The sequence below is a fragment of the Sneathiella glossodoripedis JCM 23214 genome (genome assembly GCF_000616095.1).
GTDB classification, from domain to species: domain Bacteria; phylum Pseudomonadota; class Alphaproteobacteria; order Sneathiellales; family Sneathiellaceae; genus Sneathiella; species Sneathiella glossodoripedis.
Genome location: NZ_BAMS01000003.1, coordinates 253,113 through 277,683, shown reverse-complemented (window position 1 = coordinate 277,683; position 24,571 = coordinate 253,113). Strand labels below are relative to the sequence as shown.

The window sequence follows — 24,571 nt, the reverse complement described above, 5'->3', positions numbered from 1 at the left end:
ATTAATCTTCCAGATACTGCCCTTGCAGGCAAAGCTCACTTTCGCGCGCGCCCCCAAGACGATGAATTCGCCGGCAACTACGATTGAACTCGGAAATGAAAAAACTCGCAATGGAGCGTTTTTGAAATTTGCCGGTTAAACGAGACAGCAAATCAAAATGCTGTTGCGCGGAATTTACGCTCCACATATAGGTTCGGTTGCGAGCAATTTTTTCACCTGCAAGACCCTCATGCGTTCCCCATGGCTTTAAAAGAATGGAGAAGGTCTTCCTCTCCGCCGGGATATAGGCCACAGTATTCTCTCCCGGAATAGGATAGGTAAAATAATCTGACAGATTTTCAGGTGCTTCCGTTGTGAGTGGCAACTCCACAATACGAACGTTTTCAATAAAGTTAGGCTGATCAAATTCTGCGCACCGGATATTGAGTGCCGCTGCATATATCCGCCCTGAAATTTTCCCGTTTTCACGCGTTGAAGCGATTGCAGTGTAAAGCCTAAACTCTACCTGCATACCCTCCTGGCCAAAGCCATCACGAAAAGTGAGGTCTGATCCGGATTTTTCATATACCCCGTAAATGACAGCCAACGCCTCCTCAGCTTCCGAGAATTCATCGGTTCCGTTATGCGCGAATGTGTCCTCTGCACAGCGATTAATCAGCGCCCCTGCGCTTTCGCGAATAATTTCAAACTTCGGATAGGTATCGTCAATCTGTGTGAGTTTTCCGTCATCCACCATCGCTTTGCGGCGGACATCAGACAGGAAGCCAACTTTTTCATCTAGTATCCCGATATTCGTGTAGATAACAGACTCTTTCAGAGAAAAAGGCTGCCCTGCGGTGATTTTAAAACTGGCATCATTCCCGAGCTCGCAGCCGGATTTGATACAAGCGTTGAAATCCTGATGGGGCATAAAATCCCGATTGCCAAAAATGCTCAGTGGCCTGACACGCTCATGCATGATTGAAAGCGATATTCCATCCTGGGTCACCGCGCGTACATACTGATTACCATCATTATAAGTTTCAGACTTATCAACACGGTAGAGCAATGTACCAGTAGGCACATAGGTAATGATAGGACGTCTGTCGTCACCATAAGGTGCGATCGCCCAGTCGCCGTCCATTACAACGTGAACCTCGTCCGCTCTCACCGGCAACACCAGAAGACAAATACCAAAGACACACATTGTGAAGGGATTACATTTCTGCATTTTGGATCACCGTCTCTATAAATTTTACGGAATTGCCGTTCATGGCGACTTGTATCTGCATTACTTCTGCGTCCGTGAATTTCGAAATATTTCGATAATCCTCCAACGCTTTGATCAGAGCATCTGAACTGCTGTCCTTCAGCCCGGTTAAAGTCCTGACAGACACTAAAGACGCCATCGCACGTGCAAGCTCAGTCATACGCTCAGTTCTGGTTTCATTGATTTTGTCAGTTCCCGCATTTCGATTACTTTGAGCAATCTCGGTCAGACGACTGATACTTTGGGAAAGCTGGGTCAGATTTTCATACAGGAATGTCGTCTTCGCCTCAGCGAGACGGGCACGCGATTCAATTTCCAGATTGTTTTCATACTGAATTTGCTGCAACGGATATAACACAGCAAAAACCAATGCTGCCAGGATCACCTTGTCATAAAATTTGATCCCCAACTCTTTAAGTATTGAGGCGGCATTATTCTGCTTCTCTGCACTTTTCTGAGATACGGGAACAAGGTTATATTGATACTTTACCGTCATCATGGGACTAAATCCCCCGATTGAATTTCCTGCAAACCGGCAAAGCAACCTAATTAGATTAGTCTAATTTATTTAGAGTTGAAAATAAAGAACCTTCTTTCCATTTAAAATTCACATAAAAAGGCCGGCACCTAAACAGTTCGGCCCTGTTTTCCTGAAGCCTAGTGATTATGCTTGTAGAGGGAATTTGCGATGTTTTAATTTAACATCCAAACTATAATCACCGGCACCATGGGCAACGAGCAACAAAAAACCACCAGCAATAGCAATGTTTTTCATAAACAGGATCATCTGAATTTGATCAGCGGGTTGAAAGTGAAAAATAAATCCAGAAACAACACAAAAGCCTGCAAGTGCCGCCGCAATCAAGCGCGTTTGATAGCCTGCGATAAGTAACAAACCACCTCCAATTTCAAATAGAATAACAAGTGGTAGTAACATGCCGGGTACGCCCATGGCCTCCATATAGCCCTGAGTGCCCTCATATCCGCTGATCTTTGAAAAACCTGCGGGAATAAACAAAGCCGCTAATAAAATCCGGCCAAGAACTTCAGATACGGGTACGAGTTTGTCAGTCATCCCAATTCACCTTCGATAATAATTACGTGTGATCTGAATTTAAATTTACTTTTTCAGAATAAAATTGTTAAATTTCGACTAATATATTCTAATTTATAGACATAATACGATGATCGGACGCATATCACTATCCCAATGGGCAATTTTTGACGCTGTAATTGAGCACGGGGGATATTATAAAGCGGCGAAAGCGCTGAACCGCAGTCATTCTTCACTACATCATGCGGTTGCCAAAATACAGCAACAGTTGGGGGTTGATCTTCTGGTCATCGATGGCAAAACCCCGGTATTGACAAAAATCGGTGAAGTCATCCACCGAAGAGCCAAACGATTGTTGCAGGAATCTCTGGAAATCGAGGAACTTGCAGTTAAACTCTCTCGCGGATGGGAAAGCGAAATTACTGTCGCTGTCGAAAACATTTTCCCAAAATCCCTGCTACAACCGGCATTAAAGCATTTTCATAAAACAAATCATATCACGCGGCTTCGAATACTGGACGTCGTCCTTTCTGGCGCAATGGAGATGATTGAAACTGCTGAGGCAGATATTGTGATCACACCCATTGTACCATCGGGCTTTATTGGAACACCGCTTTTAACAGTCACCTTATTGCCTTTCGCCCATAAGGATCACCCACTTAACAAAATGGCGCAACCGGCAACACAACGGGACTTAATTGAGCATTTACAGATCGTAATTAAGGATACTGGCACAGTGGCACGCAAAATGCCCACGGGATGGCTGCGGGCAGAAAAAAGATGGACGGTTAGTGACTTCTATCATGCGCGTGAGATCCTCTTATCAGGAGATGGTTTCTGTTGGATGCCCGAACATTTCCTTAAAACGAGTTGCCCAGACCATCAGATAAAACAAATTCAAACAGAAGGTGAGCTTGCCCGTGCAGCCACGCTGTATCTGGTTACATCAAAGGGGGAAAATGCTGGACCTGGTGTTGAGCTGCTTGCCAGGTTAATACGAGAAGAAGCCAGACGAGGCTTATAATCAGCTGAAACGACACTTATCAATATAAGTATTTTTTAGAATTAAAAAAAGTATGTAAAACTAATACTCAAAAAATAAAAAAATATCCATAAATTTGTTGTATATCAAACAAATTTTAAATACATTGCCCGCTAACTTTTAGTTGAAATTATCCGCCTTGGTTTCTTAAAAACTGAAATCAGGATCAGTAGCTTTCGGAGTTTGTAGTGTATAAAAACCTTGCCATTGTTTCATTGTTTGCCGTTTTCTCTCTAAATGCCACGGCTGAGGAAAAATTTACATTTTCTCTTGATACGGGTGTTCATCATCAGTGGAATCAAGCAACCACTTATGCTGTCGATTACTTAGCGCCAACTAAAACATCCACAGATAAGTCAACTCTCCTGATTGGCGGCAACGCAGGAATTTCTTACGCTCTACCCAGTGACAGTGTTTTCAGCAATGGCATTTTTGGGCAAAATCAATGTTGTCATTGGATTTTGGATATTTCAAAGGCTCCTCAAGCGCATCTGACCGTATTACAGGTACTAACGCAAACAGCCTGTTGGCGGTAGATGGTACCGTCGGTAGCCGCTGGGTTGACGCGACATGGTATTCAACAAACGATTATGAGCTTGCTGACCTAAACCTTAGCTTCAAGGGTTTCACAAAGGCACCCGCAGATTCTTGGTCGCTATTCCCTGAAATTGGTTTAGTTGGTCGTTATTTCGAACAGGAATATGATCAGGATAGTGATTTTGATGTATCGACCAGACGCAATGTTTTTGACGGAGATTTAGAATCGCACATGTATGGTGCACAAGTTTCCCTTAATATTCAGTCCCCAAATTACAACGGCTGGAGTTTTGGATTTAAGCCATCTGCCAAAATAATGGGTGCAGACACCGACATGCGCGTCATTCAGGACAAAGATAGTGCAATTTCCTCCTTCGCCGACAGACTGACAGTCAGGGATTCAAAGACATCAATTGTTTATGAAGGAAAGCTTGAAGTCGGCATTGTGAAACAGATTGAAAATGTCTCCTTTGGCGTAGATCTCTACGGCTCCGCTACTTCTGGAACGCCATATATTGATATGCCAGAATTTTCTGGAGATGAAGCCAAAATCAGCACTGACGGATTATCATATTCCGCAGGTGCCCGTATTAGCATTAATTTCCAATTTTAGTTTTCAAAGCAGATCGTTGAGGAGGCGAAGAAACTTTTGCCTCCTCAAATAAAGTGATGCTTAAGCGCTTACACGATGATGATGAAAATCCTTCATCATGTGCCCCAACTGAAGACGATATCCACGCTCTTCGTCATGAGTAAAGGCTTTAAGCTGTTTACGTGTTTCCTTTAGAAATTCGATAATTTCCTTAGCCTGCTCCATAGCCTCACTGTTTTTCTCAGCAAAACTATTTACAGCAGGTGCCTCTCGTCGGAAAACACCATATTTATGCCCTTCGATCATTTGGGTCTGGGTAAATTCAACCGTCGATCCAGCCGTATTTATGACGGTCGCCCGGTTTGGATCGTAATCAACTGTTTCGGTCGCGACACTGACTTCCAGTGCAAAACCACTGAAAACCCCGGCACTCCCGAGTGAGCCTGAACTATAGGTTTCTTCAACACGTGCCAATCGAATATCGATTGACAGTGATGCCTGATCCACCGAGGTATCACTCACAAGATCAGCTAGTGACTCCAGAGCCGTATTAATTATCTCAGCAAGTTCTTCACCTTTGTGCCCAAATGGCTCCAGGAACCCCTCCAGCTTTTCTGCGAGCATGTCCAGCATGTCATCCGCATCCTTTTCACCCTCCTCAAATGGCAATGAGACGATGGGATTACTGTGACTTTCTGCGATAACTGCATCAAAGCTAAATGAAGCCTCCTGAGCTAGCGAGGTCGAGGTGTGGGAAATTCCCCTGTAGGGATTACTATAACTAGTCGCCGAAGCCAGAGAGCTATAGGAAGACGAGGCGGAAAACCCCGCTATCAAGTCAGACATAAGCTGTACCTTTCTCTTTTTAAGAGGGTAAGGCTTCATTCTAAAGCCTAAAATAACAGCTTCATCTTATTTACAGGCCCTTAACTTCAGGTTAACGAGCGGTAAAATTATATCTAAATTTTTCAGAAAATGCCCTGCTGTCCTCTGTGGCGTAACAAATGATCGGCCAAAACACATGCCATCATAGCTTCACCAACAGGCACAGCACGAATACCCACGCAAGGATCGTGACGACCTTTAGTAACGATTTCAGTCTGCTCACCGGATTTGGTTATGGTCGCTCTAGGTTTCAGGATCGATGAGGTTGGTTTGACTGCAAATCGCACCACAATATCCTGCCCAGTCGAAATTCCTCCCAAAATACCGCCTGCATGATTACTCGCAAATCGTGGGCCTTGCTCATTCCCGCTGAACATTTCATCAGCATTGGTTTCCCCTGTCAAAGCGGCCGCTGAAAAGCCTTCGCCAATTTCCACCCCTTTAACTGCATTGATCGTCATCATGGCACCGGCCAAATCTGAATCCAGTTTTCCATAAATTGGCGCGCCGAGACCTGCGGGCACGCCTGAAGCGACAACCTCAATTACTGCGCCTACTGAAGACCCACTCTTACGGATACCATCAAGATATTCTGCCCAGACATCCACCATTTTCGGATCTGGTCCCCAAAAGGGGTTTTGATCGATCTGCGACGCGTCAAAGCGAGAATAATCAATCTTGTGCTCACCAATTTGAGTGAGATAGCCTTTAATTTTTACATCATCGCCCAGCACTTTGCGAGCTATCGCGCCCGCGGCTACCCTAGCCGCTGTCTCACGAGCACTGGATCTGCCGCCGCCTCGGTAATCGCGGATACCGTATTTATTCTGATACGTAAAATCTGCATGACCGGGTCGAAATTTCTCGGCAATGTCACCATAATCCTTGGACCGCTGATCCACATTTTCAATCATCAGACTGATCGGTGTACCTGTCGTTTTTCCTTCAAAAGTACCAGACAGAATTTTAACTGCGTCCGGTTCACGGCGCTGTGTTGTAAAGCGGTTCTGTCCCGGTTTTCTGCGATCCAAATAAGTCTGTATTTCTGCTTCACTGATTTCGATCAACGACGGGCAACCATCAATGACACACCCAAGGGCCGGGCCGTGACTTTCACCCCAGGTTGTAACCCGAAACATATGACCAAAACTGTTATATGACATAAGGTCTGCCGCCTGATTTAACTTTTTTCTATTCGTGGTGCTGGCACATCCGGAGCGTCTTCGCGCTTCATACCGACTACATGATAACCGGAATCCACATGATGCGTCTCTCCCGTAACCCCAGAGCTTAAGTCGCTCAAAAGGTAAAGGGCCGATCCCCCCACATCATCAATCGTAACGTTACGTTTTAGCGGCGCATTATACTCATTCCATTTCAGAATATATCTGAAATCACCGATACCGGATGCAGCAAGGGTTTTAATCGGTCCTGCAGAAAGTGCATTAACACGAATACCATCACCGCCCATCTCCGCTGCCAGATACCTCACGGATGCTTCCAATGCAGCCTTTGCCACTCCCATTACATTATAGTGCGGCATCACACGTTCCGCGCCGTAATAGGTCAATGTGAGCATGCTTCCACCATCTGTCATCAGCTTTGAAGCCCGTTTGGCAACTGCAGTAAAAGAATAGCAGGATATATCCATGGTCATCAGGAAGTTTTCACGGCTTGTATCCGAGTAATTTCCCCGTAACTCACGCTTGTCCGAAAATCCGATTGCATGAACCAGAAAATCAATCTTGCCCCACTTCTGTTCAAGTTCGTCAAATACAGCATCCATGGAAGCTTCGTCAGTGACATCGCATTCCATTAACACGTCATAGCCAAGACTTTCAGCCAGAGGCCTGACCCGTTTTTCAAGGGCTTCACCTTGATAAGTGAAAGCGATCTCGGCTCCTTGAGCGTGCAATGCCTTGGTGATCCCCCACGCAAGCGACATGTTGTTGGCCACACCCATAATCAACCCGCGCTTACCGCTCATCAGACCGGTCTGTCCTGTAGTCATCCCCGTGATCCCGTTACTCTTTCAAAACTCAGTGTTTACTTTATTTATCGCGCCCGGACAGTTCAGTCAAAACCAAAAGGCATATACATGAAGTATCATGCTTTGCGCCCAAACTTGGAGCGCGCGTCATATTGATGTTCTTCAGACCATTTTGAAATCCAGTCCTGAAACTCTGCATCCGGTTTTTCCGGAAGAACAACTTTCAGTCTGACCAATTGGTCACCCCGGTCCGAGCTTCCCTTAGCACCAACACCTTTACCTTTAAGACGTAGGGTTGTTCCCGTGTTGGAGCCTGCCGGAATCTTCAGATTGACAAGTCCCTCAACAGTGGGCACTTCAACTTTAGCTCCTAAGACAGCTTCAGGCACACTAACGGGTAACTCCAATATGATATTTCTGCCATCACGCTGAAAAAGATCATCAGGTTTGACAGAGACATTAATTAGAATATCACCTGCTGGGCCACCAGATATCCCCGGCTCCCCCTGACCTTTGAGACGAATTTGCTTTCCATCAGTTATGCCTGCCGGGATCTTAACGTCCAAGGTTTTGCCACCTTCGCCCAGCGTCAATCTTCGCGTTCCACCAATAGCGGCTTCTTTAAACGATACATCGATCGCAAATGTACGATCGCGTCCCTTGGTTGCTCTGCTGCGCGCGCCACCACGACGAAAATTGCCAAAAATTTCAGAAAAAAGATCATCTGCACCAGCAAAGCCTCCGCTCGCCTCATGAAATCCGCCAGAGCTACGCCGTGCACCGCCTCCACTGAAACCATGCGCGAATTTCTCCTGACCATTTTCGTCAATTTCTCCGCGATCGTACTTTGCGCGCAAAGTTTCATCACCTAGTATATTATAGGCAGCGGAAACCTCTTTAAAACGGTCAGCAACTTTATCATCACCGGGATTCGCATCGGGATGATATTTTTTAGCCAGTTTTCTGTAGGCAGATTTTATCTCACTTTGGGATGCGCCTTTACTCACACCCAGTGATGCATACAAGTCTTTCATCTAATCAGTTACCAACCAAGTAAAAACCAACGAAAACTAAATAAAGCAGTAATCAGTACTTTTAATTAACAGTCTGCAACTGCTGTTTCTCAAGAAAAGTAAGTGTTGCCTCCAATCGTTCAAGAGACTGTGCAGCTTTTGATGACCCATTTTGTTTGGCAAGCGACCACCAGTAATGAGCTTTCACACGATCAACTGGAACAGCATAACCTTCATGAAACATCTGGCCCAAATGGTACTGCGCGACCGCATTGCCTTCCTGCGCCAAAGGAGCCCATACGCTTAAAGCCTGCTGATACTGCTCCAGAGAGAAGGACAATTCTGCCATCTCAAGTCGCTCCGCAACTGTTAAACCAGCTCCTGGAACAACTACTTCAACCGGTTTGAGTTCACTTTTGGGTTTAGGCGCAACAATTGCTGACGCTGGCGCCGCAGCGACAGTAGCCGGTTCAGCAACGGCGGTGGATGAAACTTCCTCCTCATCATCACCAGTAATAAGTGACTTAAGCGATGCAAAGAAACCTTTGCTCTCTGGTTTTGGCGGAACATCAGCAGAAGGCGTTACTATCGGCACTTCGGTTGGTGCAGATGAAGTAACGCTTTCTTGCACTGCACCCGAATTAACCGGTTCTACGAAAGAAGGTTTTAAAGTTGTTTGCTCTGACGATACGCTTCCTTTCGAAGCGATAGATCGCGTATCAACAACTTTCGTGTCCGGAATAGATTGCGATTTTACCCCTACCGGCGGCTTATTAGCTAAATCACCGCCAGTGGAATCTGCACTTTTCGTCGCTACGGAAGCCGTGTTTGCTTGTTGCCTGTTAAATGCCGTTGGCGCCCCTTTCGTCTCCACTGCCGGGGTGTTATTTTGCCCTCCAGCAAGTAAATTGTTATTTGCACTACCCGCAAACGGGTCAATTTTCTTTGGAGTGGCCGTTTTGGCGAGAGGTTCAGAAGACGGTACTGGAGTTGATTTTGTAACAGGTTTTTTGACTGCTGTATCTGCAGCTTTTGTTGACACATCTGCTGCAGATACAGCAGGCGACGTCACTTTTTGTACTTCGTCACTTACAGATGAATTCCCTTTTTCGGTTTTACCTTCTGCTGGTTTTGCGGTCATTTTTTTCGTACCGTTAGTCCCAGCGTCAGCACTCTTAACATCTTGTTGCGGCTCCTCAGCGGCAACGGCAGACGCCTGATCCGCTGCAGAGATGTCTTTGACGTCGGGATCACTGGCAACCAGGACTGACAATTTGTCCAGCGCTTTGGGATGGCCAGCTTTTGCTGCCAGATTATACCAGCTAGCGCCTTGCTAACGCTTTTTTCAACACCTTTACCATGCTCATACATCAAGCCCAGATTATACTGCGCAATAACATGTCCGTTACGGGCAGCTTTCGTAAACCAGTCAGCAGCCTGAACATAATCCTGTTCAACACCCTGCCCCCGTAAATACATGGATGCAACATTCGCCTGAGCTCGCGCAAAACCAAAACTGGATGCACGCTTATACCAATGCATCGCTTTTTCATAGCTTTGCTCGGTACCAAGGCCGCGGCGGTACAGATGGCCAATATTACGCATTGCAGCAGGATCATTCTTCTGCGCGAGGATCATCCATTCTTTAAGCGCAGTTTCATAATCCCCGGCCTCATAAGCTTTGACTGCTTCTTCAAATCCGGCATGAGTGTACCCAACCGGTAAAATTGCCAAGGTTAATGCGATAGCGCTGCTGGCCAGCAAATTATTCAGTTTCAACATCTATCCCGTCGGTCTTGTATAGTTGCTTCACTCCTTTGTATGGGAAATCTGATCAAAAATACAGACCTAACGCGGATAAATCAGGACATAATTTGCCACGAACCATCTTCTTGACGGCAGGCCGTTCCATATCCTTCTTCCAAACGGCCACCAATCTCGATAGTCTGGCGGAATTCGCGGCAGTATCTTCCGCTGGTATCCTTCCCTTCCCTAACAGGGGTAATGGATCCATTATTGCCACTTTTGGGGTTATCCCAAGTAATGGTTTCACCAATCGGAGCTGTCGTTGCCCGTCTTTCTGCACGATCTATCGCGGCGCGATCTGCACGATCAAGAGACTTGCCGACTTCCTGACCAATCATGGCGCCAACCAATGTCCCGACACCAACGGCTACCAACCGCCCTGTTCCCTTTCCAAAAGCTGAACCCAGCAACGCACCACCGATACCACCAATTATCGCACCGCCTGTCTGCTTGCTATTGCCTTCATTGGATGCACAGCCACCGAGGACCAACATGACAGCCATTGAACCCGCGACCAATGTTTTCTGGATAGCCATTTCTTTAAACCTCTTTTTAAAAGTCAGTGTCAGCGACACGTGAGAAATATGTACCAGCCCTCACAATGCAACCGAATTCAGCGTTATTTTTCACAAGATTGCGGCTTGAATAAGACGAAAGGTCGACAGAAAGAAGTCCATTGACTACATTACCGCAATCACATTCGTCTTTTCCCTTTGTATCTGGGGTTTCCATGGAAATAAAACAACTGCCCGAACTGATTTCACAATTTAGTTCCTGGCTTCAGGAAGCTGAAAACTTGGAGCCTAATGACGCCAACGCTATGTCACTCGCCACCGTCAATAGTGACGGCGAACCATCAGTTCGAATGGTATTGTTAAAAGGGGTAGATGAAAATGGGTTTGTTTTTTACACAAATTTCGAAAGCCAAAAAGGGCAAGAATTACTCCAAAACCCTAACGCAGCTTTGTGTTTTCACTGGAAAAGCCTTAGGCGTTGCATACGCATAAATGGAACTGTGGAGCAAGTCTCTGACGAAGAAGCAGATGCCTATTTTAACAGCAGGCCAAGAGATAGCCGAATTGGGGCATGGGCCAGCCAACAATCCAGGCCAATGGAAGGCAGGTTTTCACTGGAAGCTGCGGTTGCCAAATATGCCGCTAAATATGCCGTTGGTGAGGTTCCCAGACCTCCTTATTGGTCTGGTTTCAGGGTAATTCCTAAAAAAATCGAATTCTGGCAGGACAAACCCTTCAGGCTTCATGAGCGCAATCAATACACGCATACGGATATAGGGTGGCAAAAAGCTGTCCTGTACCCTTGAGGCACTTTGATGTCCTCCAATACTGACCCTCAGCAAAACACCGACCATGAGCAAAATGCGCAACTCATGCGCCGTGCCACGTATTTTGCCGTTACCGTTGCGGGTACTTTGATCATTATTAAAATCTGGGCCTATCTGGCGACAGGATCGATTGCAGTTTTGTCAACACTGGTGGATTCGCTCCTTGATCTTGGCGCCTCAATGGTCAATCTGATTGCGGTTCGACATGCGCTAACTCCCGCTGACGATGATCATCGCTTTGGCCATGGCAAGGCAGAAGCTTGGCAGGTTTATTTCAGGCTGCTTTCATAGTCGGCTCCGCAGCTTTTCTGATTTTACAAGCGATTGAGCGCATTACCAATCCGGTGATGCTGAAAGCTGGAACAACCGGCATAACAGTAATGGTCATTTCAATTGTGCTGACCTTGTCGCTGGTTTTGTATCAACGATACGTCATTCGCAAGACGCAATCCATCGCCATTTCAGCAGATGCACTTCACTATGCGGGCGATCTACTGGTGAATGCAAGCGTGATCGTGGCAATAGTACTTAGTCTGCAATTACAGTGGCTCTGGCTGATGCGATCTTCGCGATCGGGATTGCCCTGTATCTGGCTTACAATGCTTACCTGATTGTACGACAGTCGTTTGTCGACCTGATGGATGAAGAGCTTCCCGCTGAAGAACGACAAAACATTATTTCTATTGTAATGGGTCATGAAGATGTGCTGGGTGTTCACGACTTACGCACACGCCGCTCAGGGCAACAGGTTTTCATTCAGATGCATATAGACCTGCACCCCGATCTCGACTTGCAACAGGCACACGACATTTCTGAAGCTGTTGAAGGCGCAATTTTGGAATCTTACCCCAACGCAGAAGCACTGATTCACCAGGATCCAGCGCCAAAAGAATTACTCGTAAATCCTTAACGATGCCTGATTTTTCCTTTGCTAAACATGACCAGTTAATTGACGCACTCGTGAATTCTCCTTCTGTCTGGGATAGCCACAGCACGAATGCGAGTGAGGTCAAAAAAATTGAAACTCACGGATCGACAGTGTTATTGGGGATACGAAAAGCTTTAAAACTCAAAAAGCCAGTGTTGTTCGATCATATGGATTACAGCACACTTGCGAAAAGAACAGCCTGCCTCAACAAAGAATTTCAGGTGAACCAACCGATGGCGGCTGATCTTTATGAAGGAGTTTTCAGCATTAGCTTCACGGCTGACGGGATTCAGCTTTTCCCGCAACCAATGAAAGATGCTGAATCCTGTTTGCTAATGAAGCGCTTTGCCGATGGAAATCGACTGGATATCTATATTCGGGAAAACGAAATTCCGGATCTGCTATCAGAACAACTCTGCGATACAATTGTTAGTTTTCACAAAGCAGCAACGGCAGTGCTGGAGCAAGAGAGTGCACCGAATTTTCACTCGGTAATTTCCAGAAATTTTGATCAGCTCCATGAGTATTCCCCTACCCTATTTTCAAAAAGCCTAATCGAAGAGTTCAGAACGTTACTCAACACTGAGCTTTCACAAACAGCCCACATTCTACTTGAAAGATTGAACAAAGGGTGGGTTCGCTACGGCCATGGCGATCTGCATTTACAAAATATTTGTCTGCACAACGGCTCTGCTATTCCCTTTGACGCCATCGAATATGAAGATGACTTTGTTATCGGCGATGTTGTCTATGATACAAGTTTTCTATTGATGGACCTTGCTGCGCGCGGTCAAACGAAAACATCAAATCAGCTTTTCAACCGGTATGTCCGATGATGGGTTGGCAAATGGAACCCAGCGAATTACGCATTTTGCGGTGTCTCCCGTTCTTTATGGCGATGCGAGCGGGCATTCGCGCGCATGTCGCAGCAAGCCAGTATTCACAGGCCACAACCGAACAGGCAAAGACTTTGCACGCTGAGCAGGCCAGATTTCATCTTGCAGCATCGGTAGAATATCTTAGCCACGTGCAGCCAAAAGCAATCGCGGTTGGCGGATTTTCAGGAAGCGGTAAATCTACAATTGCGGCGAATTTGGCGCCCTTGATTTCAAACGCACCCGGTGCGCTAAGAGTTAGAAGCGATGAAATCAGGCGGCAACTTATGGAATGGGACGAGTTTTCGCCAATGCCTCAGTCAGCATATACACCACAACAGTCGGAGCAGGTTTATACAAAGATGCTTGAGGTTGCAAAAACTGCTTTAGCACATGGTCATTCGGTCATTCTGGATGCGGTATTCGATAGGCCACATGACCAAAAATTATTTAAAGAACAGCTCTCTTCTACAGGCGCAAATTTCCAAGGTTTCTGGTTACAGGTCGAAAAAGAGAAAATGCAAGAGAGAATTGCCGCACGTACACGAGACGCATCAGATGCCACCATCGACGTCCTTCACATGCAACTTCAAAAACAACCCAACACACATACTGACTGGACCATAATTAACGCAGATGGTTCCATTGAGCAAAATACAAATGCAGTCTTAAATTCAATTAAATGACTGAAAACTGTGGACTTTAAAAGTTTCGTTGTTACTCTATATTACAGATAGCGAATTTGAAGAGGTGTCCATGTCAATTAAAGCAATTCTTGTTCCGCTGAATGGCTCCGACAAGCCCTGTGACGCCAATGCAGTCAGTTCTGCGCTGAATATTGCAAAACGCCTCAATGCGGCTGTAGATGGCTTGCATGTGAAACGCGACCCCCGTACCGCAGCGGCTTTTGTCGGCGAAGGTATGACAACCGCAATGATTGAAAGTGTCATCGAACTTGCCGATAAGGATGTTCAAAATCGCTGCGATACAGCACTCTCTACTTTCACTGATCAATGTGCTGCTGTGGGTGTCCCTCTCGTTGATGCAAAGGATCTGCAGAATCTCTCAACACCTGCTGGGAGATTTGTAGAAATATCTGGTAATCAGGAGGAGTTCCTTCCTGAATACGGACGCATGTTTGATCTTATTGTCGCTTGTAAGAAAACGAGCAGCGATAACACTCAAAACGAACTCGTCATAAATGCAGCAATATTGGAAACGGGCAGGCCCGTGCTGGTTATCGATGAGCCTCTTGGCGAGAATTTCGGTGATCGGATCGCTGTAATCTGGAATGGATCTGTAGAAGCCAGTCTCGCCATCACTCAATCCCTGCCACTCTTGCAAAATGCGACTGCCGTCTCATTGATTTGTGCTGTTGACGATCTTAGCGAAGATATTAGACCCGACGACGCTTTACGGTATCTTGCGTTGCATGGTGTGAAAGCGCAAAGCTGTATCATCAAGGGCGGAAGCGGCAAATCAACTGCACAGGCACTAATGGATGCGGCAGGTAAATTTGAGGCGGATTTTGTCGTCATGGGCGCTTATACAAAAAGCCGTCTTCGCAGGTTGTTTTTTGGTGCTGTTACAGGTGAAATGCTGGAAAACTGCTCCCTTCCGACATTACTGGTTCACTAACACTAAGTATACGCCAAATTAGGTATAGCCCGCTCTTAAAATAGATGATTAGTCCGTGATGCGACTATTTGTCTCTTGATATGGAGGTGGGTTGTCGGCTATTCAACATTTATAAATCTTTTATGATTAACTACTAATAAAAAAGTATTCTGTGGCTAGAGAAGGATATTGAAGGCATGACAGTGAACTATGAACATGTGTTCGAGCAGGCCATTCAAAATCTCAAATCAGAAAATAGATATCGTGTCTTCACAGAGCTGGGACGCCATGCTGGAGACTTTCCTCGTGCGACCCAACATACTGAACACGGGACCAGTGAAGTCATAATCTGGTGTTCAAACGATTATTTGGGTATGGGTCAAAACCCAAAAGTGCTGGCCGCAATGAAAGAAGCGGTGGACACATATGGCGCCGGCGCCGGTGGCACCAGAAATATTTCAGGTAATACCCATCTAATTTGCGAGTTGGAAAAAGAGCTGGCAGATCTTCATAACAAAGAAAGCGCACTGGTTTTTACATCCGGCTTTGTATCAAATGATGCAACGATCAGCACGCTTGGAAAATTAATGCCCGGTGCTGTTATTCTCTCAGATGAATTGAACCACGCCTCAATGATTGACGGTGTACGCCATTCAGGCTGCGAGAAAATGATTTTTCGCCACAATGATGTAGCCGATCTAGAAGCCAAGCTGAAAACGATCGATCCAAACCGTCCAAAAGTAATCGCTTTTGAATCCGTCTATTCGATGGATGGTGACATTTCGCCAATGAAAGAAATTTGCGATTTGGCCGATAAATATAATGCAATCACATATCTGGATGAAGTCCATGCCGTTGGACTTTATGGTCCACGAGGCGGCGGTATTGCCGAGCGAGAAGGCTTGATGGATCGCATAACGATTATGGAAGGTACTCTTGGCAAGGCGTTCGGCATTGTCGGTGGATTTATTACCTCCAGCACAAACATCGTAGATGCCATACGCTCTTACGCTTCGGGATTTATTTTCACAACATCTCTACCGCCGGTGATCAGTGCCGGGGCTATCGCAAGTGTGCGTCACTTGAAAAATAGTCAGGTTGAACGAACCGCTCATCAGGAACGTGCTGCAACGCTAAAATCCTTGTTACGAGAAGCGGGTTTGCCGGTAATGCAAACACCAACACATATTGTCCCTGTCATGGTTTACGATGCAGCCCTTTGCAAACAGGCGAGTGATATGCTGCTCGACGATTATGGCATATATATTCAGCCGATCAATTTTCCAACTGTACCACGCGGTGAAGAACGTTTGCGGATTACGCCCTCTCCTCTGCACGATGATCAAATGATGACGGCGCTTGTTCATGCCCTGAAAGAGGTGTGGAGTCGGCTCGGCCTTCGCCAGGCCGCCTGACCCTGCAAACCCCAAAATGAAAAGGCTGCGTTTTATTGCAGCCTAGCCAATTTTATTTTCCTTTAAATTCAGGCTTCCGCTTTTCACCAAAAGCGAAAATACCCTCTGCCCAATCGTCGGTACGCGCGCAGGCCGCAAAATTCTCGGCTTCAAGCGCAAGCTGTTTTTCCATATCATTGACAAGGGATTCATGCATCAAACGCTTGGTCCGCCCAATTGCAACTGTAGGTCCGGCAGCAAGACGCTTGGCAAGTTTATCCGTTTCTTCTTCCAGCTTTGCCGAGGGTACTACAAAATTCACCAACCCAAGACGCTGCGCCTCTGCCGCGTCAAATCGATCACCAAGCATGGCAATTTCCATCGCTTTTTTTAATCCCACTATTCGAGGCAGCGAATAAGTACCCGAACCATCTGGCGTAGTTGCGATATTGATATAGGCGAGAGTAAAAAATGAGCTATCAGCAGCAATCACCATATCGCATGCCATTGCAAGCGAAAGCCCGAACCCAGCAGCGGCGCCTTGAACACTGGCAATAATGGGCTTTTGCATTCGGCGCATTGTAAAGATGGTTGGATGTAGACCGTGAATTCGGTTTTCAAAAATCTTTTGACGCTCATCCGGATCTTTTTTCGCGATTTCGGCAAACGAAATCACATCACCACCAGCCATAAAGTGATCACCCGCCCCTTTTACGACGACACATCGAATGGAGTCATCTGTTTCGATATCCTGCATCGATTCAAACAATTTCTCGCGCATTTGAACGGAGAGGGCATTGCGGCTTTCCGGCCGGTTCATGGTGAGCGTTGCAATCGCTCCCTTTTTCTCTAGCAGTAAGTGCTCACTCATTTTTAAAACTCCTTCTTTGTTATTGTTTTGAGTTCTTTTTCCATTCAGTCGTCAGGCAACTGCTGTTTTAACATTCTGCGCAATCTGGAAACGCCAAACACCGTCCGCACCGGTTATCCGTTCGAGCTCTCCGGTACCAACAAGGTAATGGCAATGAGCCAAACCTTCTGCCACTGCAAGACGTTGATTGTTTTCGCTCAATTCACGCTCAAAAAGAATAGGCAGTAGGTCAAAAGCTGTTTTAGGTGATCCACAAGCGTTCTTCAGGCGGAGTAGACGTTCAGCATGATGTTCACGATAATAAATCAACTGATTATGTAGGCCAATGAATACATCATTATGTGCGGGCAGGACGAGGGTCTCTTCAGGAAGGCTCGACAACTTATCAATACTATTGAGAAACTTCTCCAGCGGATTGGCAGATGGCTCTGACACATACACTCCTATATGTGGTGTAATGCGCGGCAACACCTGATCCCCAGAGATCAGGACCCCTTTGTCTTCGCAATACAGGCACGCATGCTCCTGAGAATGGCCCTTGCCAACAATGACACGCCAGCTATTCCCGCTTATTGAAATTTCCTGCCCATCTTCAATACGGATAAAGCTGGGTGGCAAATTATGCACAGCGTTTTTAAAGAAGCTAAATCCGCCTTTGCGCACCATATTCAACATGTTTTCAGTGAAGCCCACCTTCTTGTTAAATTCAATCAGGTGATCCGGAACCTCACCACCGGATTCCAGATAGAGCATCCGGCCAAAAGTCCACTCACCGAATGTCATCGTCAGTTGAATCGACCAATATTCGCAAACCCAACCGGCCAGACCCATGTGGTCAGGATGAAAATGCGTACAAATCAACCGAGTAACGGGTTTTCCCTTCAGGTATTTATCAAAAATCTGCACCCAAAGAGTTTTGATTTCTTCAGAGTTATAACCTGAATCAACCATCGTCCAGCCATCGTCATCTTCAATCAGATACAGATTAATATAATCAAGGCCTTTGAAGGGTATGGGCATTCGAACCCACAAAACGCCGTCGCAAACTTCCAATGCTTCTCCATCCCCGGGACGTGTTCCCAGCGGGTATGTCATTTCCTGTTTATTATTCATTTGTTTTTCCTGACATAAGACAAGTATGGCGGCAAAAGCCGCCATACTCTTTGTATATGAGTTTAGTTGAGTTTACGTAAACGTCAACCAATAGCCAATATCAGGCGACCAGATCATCTTCCTCAATGGCATACAACAAATCAGCACCTTCGGTAACCGGCCCGAGCAAAGCAGCCACTTGGGGCAGGATTTGGGTTGCAAAGAATTTGGCGGTTACCACTTTTGCATCCAGGAATTTAACATCTGCATCACCAGCAGCTTTCAGTTCCAGCGCTTTTTTCGCAGATTTGGCCAATAAATATCCACCTACGGTAGTCGCGAACATGCGCAAATATGGTGTTGCTCCAGCTGGTGCAGCATTTGGATCATTCGGCGCATTCGCATACATCCAGTCAGTTGCCTCTTTAAGCGCGGTCACCGCAACGCCAAGTTGCCGTGAAATGACACTCAAATCATCATTGTCACCATTTAAACCGTGAGCAAGTTCATCCATCTCAGCAATCAACTTGCGAACAGGTTCACCACCTTGCAGCCCAAGCTTGCGTCCAACCAGATCCAGAGCCTGAATCCCGTTGGTCCCTTCGTAGATTGGCAGGATACGGGCATCGCGATAATATTGCCCAACACCTGTTTCCTCAATAAAGCCCATACCGCCATGGACCTGAACCGCTGTGGATGCCAATTCAACACCCAAATCAGTGCACCAGGCCTTCGACAACGGAGTTAGCAGCTCTGCCAGCCCCATGCTTTCTTTTCGCACAGTTTCGTCACTGTGATTGTGGGCTTTGTCGAGGGCAGCTCCATTTAAATAAACCAGACAACGCATAGCTTCTACGTAGGAGCGCATTGTCATCAGCATCCGACGGACATCAGCATGTTTTACGATTGGGGCACTTTCCCCTTTTGGGGTTCCCACTGCCCGACCCTGCCGACGCTCTAGCGCATATTCAACGGCTTGCTGATAAGCTCTATCAGCAATTGCAAGCCCTTGCAGTCCAACATTCAGACGAGCATTATTCATCATCGTGAACATGCAGGCCATGCCATTATTCTCACCGCCAATTAGATAGCCGACACAATCACCGTTATCGCCGTAGGACATGACGCAGGTTGGGCTTGCGTGAATACCAATTTTTTCCTCAACTGATACGCACCGCAGATCGTTACGGCGACCAAGCGACCCGTCTTCGTTCACAAGAAACTTGGGGACAATGAAAAGAGAAATACCTTTTGTCCCTGCTGGTGACCCTGGTGTCCGCGCGAGTACCAGATGGATGATATTGTCGGCCATTTCATGTTCACCATATGTGATGAAAATCTTTTGGCCGGAAATCCGCCAACTACCGTCATCCGCAGGCTCAGCTTTTGTTCTCAGCGCACCGACATCAGATCCAGCATGGCTCTCGGTCAGGTTCATGGTCGCTGTCCACTCACCAGTGACCAGTTTTTCAAGATAGGTCTTTTTCTGTTCTTCAGTTCCGTGTGCGATAAGGCTCTCTATCGCGCCTTGGGTCAACAGAGGACAAAGTGCGAAAGCCATATTCGATGCATTCCACATCTCCACACTTGCCAGAGCAACCGCTTGAGGCATGCCGCCGCCGCCAAACTCTTCCGGCCCTGCAATTCCGTTCCAGCCGCCTTCAGCAAACTGACGGTAAGCATCTGCCATCCATCAGGCGAAGTCACAACGCCATCTTTTACTGACGTTCCCGCCAAATCACCTGCCTTGTTTAACGGGGAGAGTACATTTCCCGCAAGTTTGGAGGCTTCTTCCAATACTGCCGCGACAACATCACTTTCGGCATGTGCAAAGGCATCCATCCGGGACAGTTCATCAAGACCAACCACATGGTTCAGGACAAAATCCATATCCTTCAGTGGAGCTTTATATTCGCCCATCGAAATTTCCTTTTCAAAATTACATATCGATTATGCGGCTGTTATGCCATATTAAGAGCTTCAACAAAAACATATTTATAATAGTTTTCAGGTGAAATATGCACCTGCTCTTAGGGTATCTATGTCTGAAAAGTCGAACGTCAAACCAATTACTGAGCAATCCATCAGAGAAGCGGCTTTACTGTTGCGGGAGGCGAAGCTGGTCTCTTTCCCGACTGAAACTGTTTACGGTCTTGGTGCAGATGCCACAAATGACGTAGCTGTCGCAAAGATATTTGAAGCAAAGGGAAGGCCTTCTTTTAACCCACTGATTGTTCATGTCCCGTCAATCGAGATCGCAAAAAGCCTGGTGAAATTTAACGACACGGCCCTCAAAATTGCCGCGGCGTTTTGGCCCGGCCCTTTAACCATGGTGTTGCCCAGAAGAGACAACTGCCCTATTTCCCGACTGGCAAGCGCTGGCTTGGATACGCTAGCTGTTCGGATCCCATCTACGGCTTCCGCACGACGCCTTCTTGAAGAAACAGAGAGGCCGGTTGCGGCACCCAGTGCCAATCCATCCGGGCAAATCAGTCCGACTAGCGCCCAACATGTTGCACAGGGTCTTGGCTCAAAAGTTGCTTTGATACTGGATGGCGGGGATTGCGCTGTGGGCGTGGAAAGCACAGTCATTAGCACCACTGGCGGAGTTATTACAATATTACGTCCGGGCGGCGTTACGGACGAAGACCTCGCACCCTATAGTCAGCATCCTGTTCAGTTTGCAGGTGAAGACAGCTCCATAACCAGCCCCGGTATGCTTCTCAGTCATTACGCTCCAGACTGCCCGGTCCGGCTCATGGCAACTGACAAAAAAGAGGGAGAGGCTTTCGTTGGTTTCGGCCCGGGAACAGCTGAATTTGAAACCACTAACCTCAGTGCCTCGGCAGATCTGAGGGAAGCCACAGCCCGTCTTTTTTCACTAATGCATGATCTAAACAAAAACCAATACAAAGCTATTGCCTTTGCCCCTATTCCCAATTCGGGACTTGGGGTTGCGATAAATGACAGACTAAAACGTGCAGCAGCACCCAGAGGTTAGCTCCATGAGTTTTGAAACAGAAATTGAGACGATCGTTGGCGGTAAAAACATACTGCTCGCCGAATCTGATATGCAGGGCTATCTAACAGAGTGGCGAGATAAATATGAAGGGCGAGCACGCGCCATCATTTTTCCTAAATCAACAGAAGAAGTTGCTGCTGTTGTTAAGATATGCGCTGCACACAAAATGCCCATTGTACCGCAAGGTGGTAACACAAGCCTTGTTGGCGGCAGTATCCCGTTTGATCAGGGTGATGAAGTCATAATATCTCTCAAACGCATGAATAAAATACGGGACATTGATCTGGAAGGCAGCACCCTCACAGTAGAAGCGGGATGCATACTTGCAGATTTGCAAAAAGTAGCCGAAGAGAATGATCATATGTTTCCTTTGCGCATTGGCTCTGAAGGTAGCTGCCAGATTGGCGGCAACATTTCGACAAATGCTGGGGGCGTACAGGTATTACATTATGGCAATACGCGGGAACAAATTCTGGGTCTGGAAGTTGTCCTTGCTGATGGCAATGTATGGAACGGACTTACCCGACTTCGCAAAGACAATACCGGTTACGATTTAAAACAGCTTTTCATTGGCGGTGAAGGAACTTTGGGAATTGTGACTGCCGCAGTTGTCAAAATGTACCCGCGCCCAAAATATCAGCAACTTGCAATGGTCGCGGTACCGAGCGTCCATGCAGCAATCAAGTTGTTATCCCAAGCCCGAAAAATGAGCGGAGATCAGGTAACTGCCCTTGAATTGATTCCGCGCATAGCCATAGATCTGGTTTGCAAGCACGTACCGGATTTTAATGATCCGATGCCTGCGCGGTATGACTGGCAGGTGCTTATAGAACTGTCATCGAGTGCAACCAGTGATCTAAGTGCGTTGATGGAAAGCATCCTGGAGGCAGGATTTGAAACAGGCGATGTTCTGGATGCAGTTATTCCGGCCAGCGTATCTCAACAACAAAAACTTTGGTCATTGCGCGAGGAAATTTCCGGTGCACAGAAACCGGAAGGCGGCAGTATTAAACATGACATTTCAGTCCCCATTGCAAATATCGCCGCTTTTATTGAACGCGCAGACGCAGCTCTTCAAAAAATCATTCCCGGATTTCGGCCCGTGACATTCGGCCATTTGGGAGACGGAAATCTACATTACAATCCACTGCAACCGATTGACATGGACAAACAGGATTTTCTGAATAAATGGGAAGAAGTAAGCCGCGTTGTCCATGACATCACCCATGAACTTGACGGTAGCATTAGTGCAGAGCATGGCATTGGGCGAATGAAAAAAAATGAAATTGCACGTTATAAGTCGCCCATAGAAATCAACCTGATGCGAAAAATCAAACAGGCGCTGGACCCTGATAATCTTCTCAATCCCGGCAAGGTATTACCAGATATATAGACCAATTAAGTCAGGTTATGACACGTTAAGGTAATCTTGACGCCTCGCCAATTGCGGGATCATATGTGGCTTTACCGGGCGCGAGAACGTAAATCCTTGCGCTTCATGGCAGCCTGCTTTTTTCAAAAATTCGATCTGTTCTTTGTTTTCTACGCCTTCCGCCAGAATTTTCATTCCAAGATTATATCCCAGCGAAATAATGGTCATTGCAATAGCCGCATCATTTTTATTTTGTACAATTCCATCCACAAAACTTTTGTCAATTTTCAGAACCGACGCAGGAAGATGGCTTAAATAACTAAGCGAAGAGTATCCAGTTCCAAAATCGTCAATGGACAGACGAACACCCAATTCCTTCAACCGTTCCATATTGCGTTTTGTTTGACCGCGATCTTCCATGATCACGCTTTCAGTCAGTTCAATATCCAGTAATTGAGCTGGCATCCCCGTTTCGTTTAGAATTCTTTGCACCAAAGGGACAAAATCTTCACTCTGAAATTCATTCAGTGAGATATTCACAGCAACAGGAAATTCGGGCACGCCTTGACGCGTCCACTCAACACGCTGCTTGCACGCTTCCTCAATCACCCACTCGCTAATTGGTCCGAGCAGACCAGACGCTTCTGCGATAGGAATGAAGGTATCCGCGGGCACATACTCACCGCCGTCGCGTTTCCAACGCAGTAACGCTTCCGCCCCTACCATACGCCCTGAGGACAGACTGATCTGCGGTTGATAGTTGAGCGACAGTTGTTTCTTTCCCAAACCTTCACGCAAGGCGCGATTCAGCGTTACTCTTCCGTGAATTTCAACCTCAATCTGGTTATCATAATAACAATAATTGTTTGTTTTCAGCTTGTTCGCATTTGCAAGCGCTGTACTGGTATTCTTCCATAACTTGTCTGCGTTATCCCCATCCTGCGGGTAGCGGGTTAAACCGATTGTCGGCGAAAGATGCGGCAAGCCGTATTTATCAGGCAACGTCAAATCGAATAAATCATTAATCAAATGCGGTAGCACGAGAAAATCATCTTCGCTTTCAAGATCAACACATACGGCAAAGCCGTTTCCAGAAGTTCGTGCAATTGAAACAGCGCTGGGAAATAGCTTTGTCAATTCTTCTGCTGCCTGACAGATTAGCTCGTCACCAGTAGCGTATCCTAGAGCTATATTCAGTTCCGACAGATTATCCAGAACAAATTGAACAACTGCAAAGGATCCTTTTTCCCTGCATTGCATCAATCGTCTTGAAACAGATTTTTTAAAACTGACACGATTTTCCAGATGAGTCAGTCGGTCTTGAAAAGCAAGTTCTTCTGCCTCTTCCAGAAGCTGTGCGGTTTCAAAACCGCGTGTTGCGTTATTTGCATATTGCCGAAGCAGACGAAAATCTTCCGACTTCCAGTTTCGTTCCGATTTCACCAAAATGGCGCCGTAACGATGGTCGTCCCCGACTAACGCAAGGGCGGCTATATTTTGGGTAAAAACTGACTGGCGGCTTTGCAGACATTGTTTGAGTAGTGAAATTTCTTCGGCTGGGATTTTATGGGGCACGTCTCCATTTTTCGCGACAACCCGAAACCCCGACCCGCTATTATCTTCAAGCAGAAAAGCGCAATACTCTATGTCTTCGAACACATTGCAAAGTTCGAACAGTGTTGTGCGGTAAAATGTTTGCGTATGACGACACGCCTGCATTTTTGAAATCGCCCTCAACAGTTTCTCTGTTTTTTCGGGTGATACTTTAATCTGTTCCTGACCAGGCAGGTTTATTCTGACGGATGACATTCCGAATACCAACACTTACTAAATATGACGCAACCGCAAAGAATCAAATTTTTAATCCGGTTCTTTGCATATTTAGTGTAG

General features: G+C 46.5%; 25 protein-coding genes and 1 pseudogene. 12 read left to right on the top strand and 14 right to left on the bottom strand.

Features of this window, described 5'->3' with window-relative positions; all coding sequences use genetic code 11:
* Window position 1 precedes the first annotated feature (1 nt).
* From JCM23214_RS13595 to JCM23214_RS13585, 3 genes are all read right to left on the bottom strand, one after another.
* Window positions 2-1,210: a hypothetical protein gene (locus JCM23214_RS13595; protein WP_148301893.1), complete on the bottom strand. Its 1,209-nt coding sequence runs from the start codon at window positions 1,208-1,210 to the stop codon at window positions 2-4.
* Entirely contained in the window at window positions 1,197-1,748 is a 552-nt protein-coding gene (locus JCM23214_RS13590) for a hypothetical protein (RefSeq protein ID WP_025899420.1), read from the bottom strand. The genes JCM23214_RS13595 and JCM23214_RS13590 overlap by 14 nt, the downstream gene beginning before the upstream one ends.
* Before the next feature lie 165 nt (window positions 1,749-1,913).
* Complete coding sequence (locus tag JCM23214_RS13585; protein ID WP_025899419.1) at window positions 1,914-2,324, bottom strand: DoxX family protein; 411 nt, start codon at window positions 2,322-2,324, stop codon at window positions 1,914-1,916.
* Window positions 2,325-2,433: 109 nt separating this feature from the next.
* On the opposite strand from JCM23214_RS13585, the gene JCM23214_RS13580 reads away from it, so the two are divergent.
* The 3 genes from JCM23214_RS13580 to JCM23214_RS13570 all read left to right on the top strand — a co-directional run bounded on the left by JCM23214_RS13580 (window position 2,434) and on the right by JCM23214_RS13570 (window position 4,495).
* Window positions 2,434-3,327 (top strand): LysR family transcriptional regulator, encoded by an 894-nt coding sequence (locus JCM23214_RS13580; RefSeq protein WP_025899418.1) that lies wholly within the window; start codon window positions 2,434-2,436, stop codon window positions 3,325-3,327.
* Window positions 3,328-3,533: 206 nt separating this feature from the next.
* Window positions 3,534-3,881 carry a hypothetical protein gene (locus tag JCM23214_RS23515; RefSeq protein WP_025899417.1) on the top strand — a complete coding sequence of 116 codons (348 nt, stop codon included), beginning with the start codon at window positions 3,534-3,536 and terminating at the stop codon, window positions 3,879-3,881.
* Window positions 3,791-4,495, top strand: a complete 705-nt coding sequence (locus JCM23214_RS13570) for a hypothetical protein (protein ID WP_148301892.1) — start codon at window positions 3,791-3,793, stop codon at window positions 4,493-4,495. Before JCM23214_RS23515 ends, JCM23214_RS13570 begins: the two co-directional genes overlap by 91 nt.
* 60 nt (window positions 4,496-4,555) lie before the next feature.
* Here the strand turns inward: JCM23214_RS13570 and JCM23214_RS13565 are convergent, their stop codons facing one another.
* The 6 genes from JCM23214_RS13565 to JCM23214_RS13540 all read right to left on the bottom strand — a co-directional run bounded on the left by JCM23214_RS13565 (window position 4,556) and on the right by JCM23214_RS13540 (window position 10,704).
* A complete protein-coding gene (locus JCM23214_RS13565) occupies window positions 4,556-5,320 on the bottom strand; it encodes a hypothetical protein (RefSeq protein ID WP_148301891.1) in 765 nt (254 codons plus the stop codon).
* Window positions 5,321-5,442: 122 nt separating this feature from the next.
* Entirely contained in the window at window positions 5,443-6,522 is a 1,080-nt protein-coding gene (gene aroC / locus JCM23214_RS13560; protein WP_025899414.1) for a chorismate synthase, read from the bottom strand.
* A gap of 17 nt (window positions 6,523-6,539) precedes the next feature.
* Window positions 6,540-7,370 carry an enoyl-ACP reductase FabI gene (gene fabI, locus JCM23214_RS13555; protein WP_025899413.1) on the bottom strand — a complete coding sequence of 277 codons (831 nt, stop codon included), beginning with the start codon at window positions 7,368-7,370 and terminating at the stop codon, window positions 6,540-6,542.
* Window positions 7,371-7,465: 95 nt separating this feature from the next.
* Complete coding sequence (locus JCM23214_RS13550; RefSeq protein ID WP_025899412.1) at window positions 7,466-8,383, bottom strand: DnaJ C-terminal domain-containing protein; 918 nt, start codon at window positions 8,381-8,383, stop codon at window positions 7,466-7,468.
* 1,116 nt (window positions 8,384-9,499) lie between these two features.
* Window positions 9,500-10,144 (bottom strand): tetratricopeptide repeat protein, encoded by a 645-nt coding sequence (locus JCM23214_RS20870; protein WP_051548174.1) that lies wholly within the window; start codon window positions 10,142-10,144, stop codon window positions 9,500-9,502.
* Window positions 10,145-10,224: 80 nt separating this feature from the next.
* Window positions 10,225-10,704 (bottom strand): RT0821/Lpp0805 family surface protein, encoded by a 480-nt coding sequence (locus JCM23214_RS13540; protein ID WP_037493607.1) that lies wholly within the window; start codon window positions 10,702-10,704, stop codon window positions 10,225-10,227.
* Between the two features lie 194 nt (window positions 10,705-10,898).
* On the opposite strand from JCM23214_RS13540, the gene pdxH reads away from it, so the two are divergent.
* The 7 genes and pseudogenes from pdxH to hemA all read left to right on the top strand — a co-directional run bounded on the left by pdxH (window position 10,899) and on the right by hemA (window position 16,345).
* On the top strand, window positions 10,899-11,489 hold the full coding sequence (pdxH, locus tag JCM23214_RS13530; protein WP_025899409.1) for a pyridoxamine 5'-phosphate oxidase: 591 nt from the start codon (window positions 10,899-10,901) through the stop codon (window positions 11,487-11,489).
* Window positions 11,490-11,498: 9 nt separating this feature from the next.
* Window positions 11,499-12,121 (top strand): annotated as a pseudogene (locus JCM23214_RS25580) (cation diffusion facilitator family transporter).
* On the top strand, window positions 12,055-12,420 hold the full coding sequence (locus JCM23214_RS24735) for a cation diffusion facilitator family transporter (RefSeq protein WP_199899602.1): 366 nt from the start codon (window positions 12,055-12,057) through the stop codon (window positions 12,418-12,420). The pseudogene JCM23214_RS25580 and the gene JCM23214_RS24735 overlap by 67 nt, the downstream one beginning before the upstream one ends.
* Window positions 12,421-12,422: 2 nt before the next feature.
* Complete coding sequence (locus JCM23214_RS13510; protein WP_025899405.1) at window positions 12,423-13,274, top strand: hypothetical protein; 852 nt, start codon at window positions 12,423-12,425, stop codon at window positions 13,272-13,274.
* An 11-nt stretch (window positions 13,275-13,285) separates the two neighbouring features.
* Window positions 13,286-13,999, top strand: a complete 714-nt coding sequence (locus JCM23214_RS13505; RefSeq protein WP_159104365.1) for a P-loop nucleotide/nucleoside kinase family protein — start codon at window positions 13,286-13,288, stop codon at window positions 13,997-13,999.
* 70 nt (window positions 14,000-14,069) lie between these two features.
* Window positions 14,070-14,951, top strand: a complete 882-nt coding sequence (locus tag JCM23214_RS22645; protein ID WP_025899403.1) for a universal stress protein — start codon at window positions 14,070-14,072, stop codon at window positions 14,949-14,951.
* 182 nt (window positions 14,952-15,133) lie between these two features.
* Window positions 15,134-16,345 (top strand): 5-aminolevulinate synthase, encoded by a 1,212-nt coding sequence (gene hemA / locus JCM23214_RS13495; protein ID WP_025899402.1) that lies wholly within the window; start codon window positions 15,134-15,136, stop codon window positions 16,343-16,345.
* A gap of 52 nt (window positions 16,346-16,397) precedes the next feature.
* Here the strand turns inward: hemA and JCM23214_RS13490 are convergent, their stop codons facing one another.
* The 4 genes from JCM23214_RS13490 to JCM23214_RS25575 all read right to left on the bottom strand — a co-directional run bounded on the left by JCM23214_RS13490 (window position 16,398) and on the right by JCM23214_RS25575 (window position 20,207).
* Entirely contained in the window at window positions 16,398-17,195 is a 798-nt protein-coding gene (locus tag JCM23214_RS13490; RefSeq protein WP_025899401.1) for an enoyl-CoA hydratase, read from the bottom strand.
* A 51-nt stretch (window positions 17,196-17,246) separates the two neighbouring features.
* Entirely contained in the window at window positions 17,247-18,308 is a 1,062-nt protein-coding gene (locus tag JCM23214_RS13485) for an MBL fold metallo-hydrolase (RefSeq protein WP_025899400.1), read from the bottom strand.
* A 100-nt stretch (window positions 18,309-18,408) separates the two neighbouring features.
* Entirely contained in the window at window positions 18,409-19,932 is a 1,524-nt protein-coding gene (locus tag JCM23214_RS20855) for an acyl-CoA dehydrogenase family protein (protein ID WP_234397753.1), read from the bottom strand.
* Window positions 19,821-20,207 carry an acyl-CoA dehydrogenase N-terminal domain-containing protein gene (locus JCM23214_RS25575; RefSeq protein WP_234397733.1) on the bottom strand — a complete coding sequence of 129 codons (387 nt, stop codon included), beginning with the start codon at window positions 20,205-20,207 and terminating at the stop codon, window positions 19,821-19,823. Before JCM23214_RS25575 ends, JCM23214_RS20855 begins: the two co-directional genes overlap by 112 nt.
* A 121-nt stretch (window positions 20,208-20,328) precedes the next feature.
* Between JCM23214_RS25575 and JCM23214_RS13475 the strand changes: the two genes are divergently transcribed.
* Window positions 20,329-21,288 carry an L-threonylcarbamoyladenylate synthase gene (locus tag JCM23214_RS13475; RefSeq protein ID WP_025899399.1) on the top strand — a complete coding sequence of 320 codons (960 nt, stop codon included), beginning with the start codon at window positions 20,329-20,331 and terminating at the stop codon, window positions 21,286-21,288.
* A gap of 4 nt (window positions 21,289-21,292) precedes the next feature.
* Complete coding sequence (locus JCM23214_RS13470) at window positions 21,293-22,702, top strand: FAD-binding oxidoreductase (protein WP_025899398.1); 1,410 nt, start codon at window positions 21,293-21,295, stop codon at window positions 22,700-22,702.
* 15 nt (window positions 22,703-22,717) lie between these two features.
* On the opposite strand, the gene JCM23214_RS13465 is transcribed toward JCM23214_RS13470, so the two are convergent.
* A complete protein-coding gene (locus tag JCM23214_RS13465) occupies window positions 22,718-24,490 on the bottom strand; it encodes a bifunctional diguanylate cyclase/phosphodiesterase (protein ID WP_025899397.1) in 1,773 nt (590 codons plus the stop codon).
* Between the last annotated feature and the right edge of the window lie 81 nt (window positions 24,491-24,571).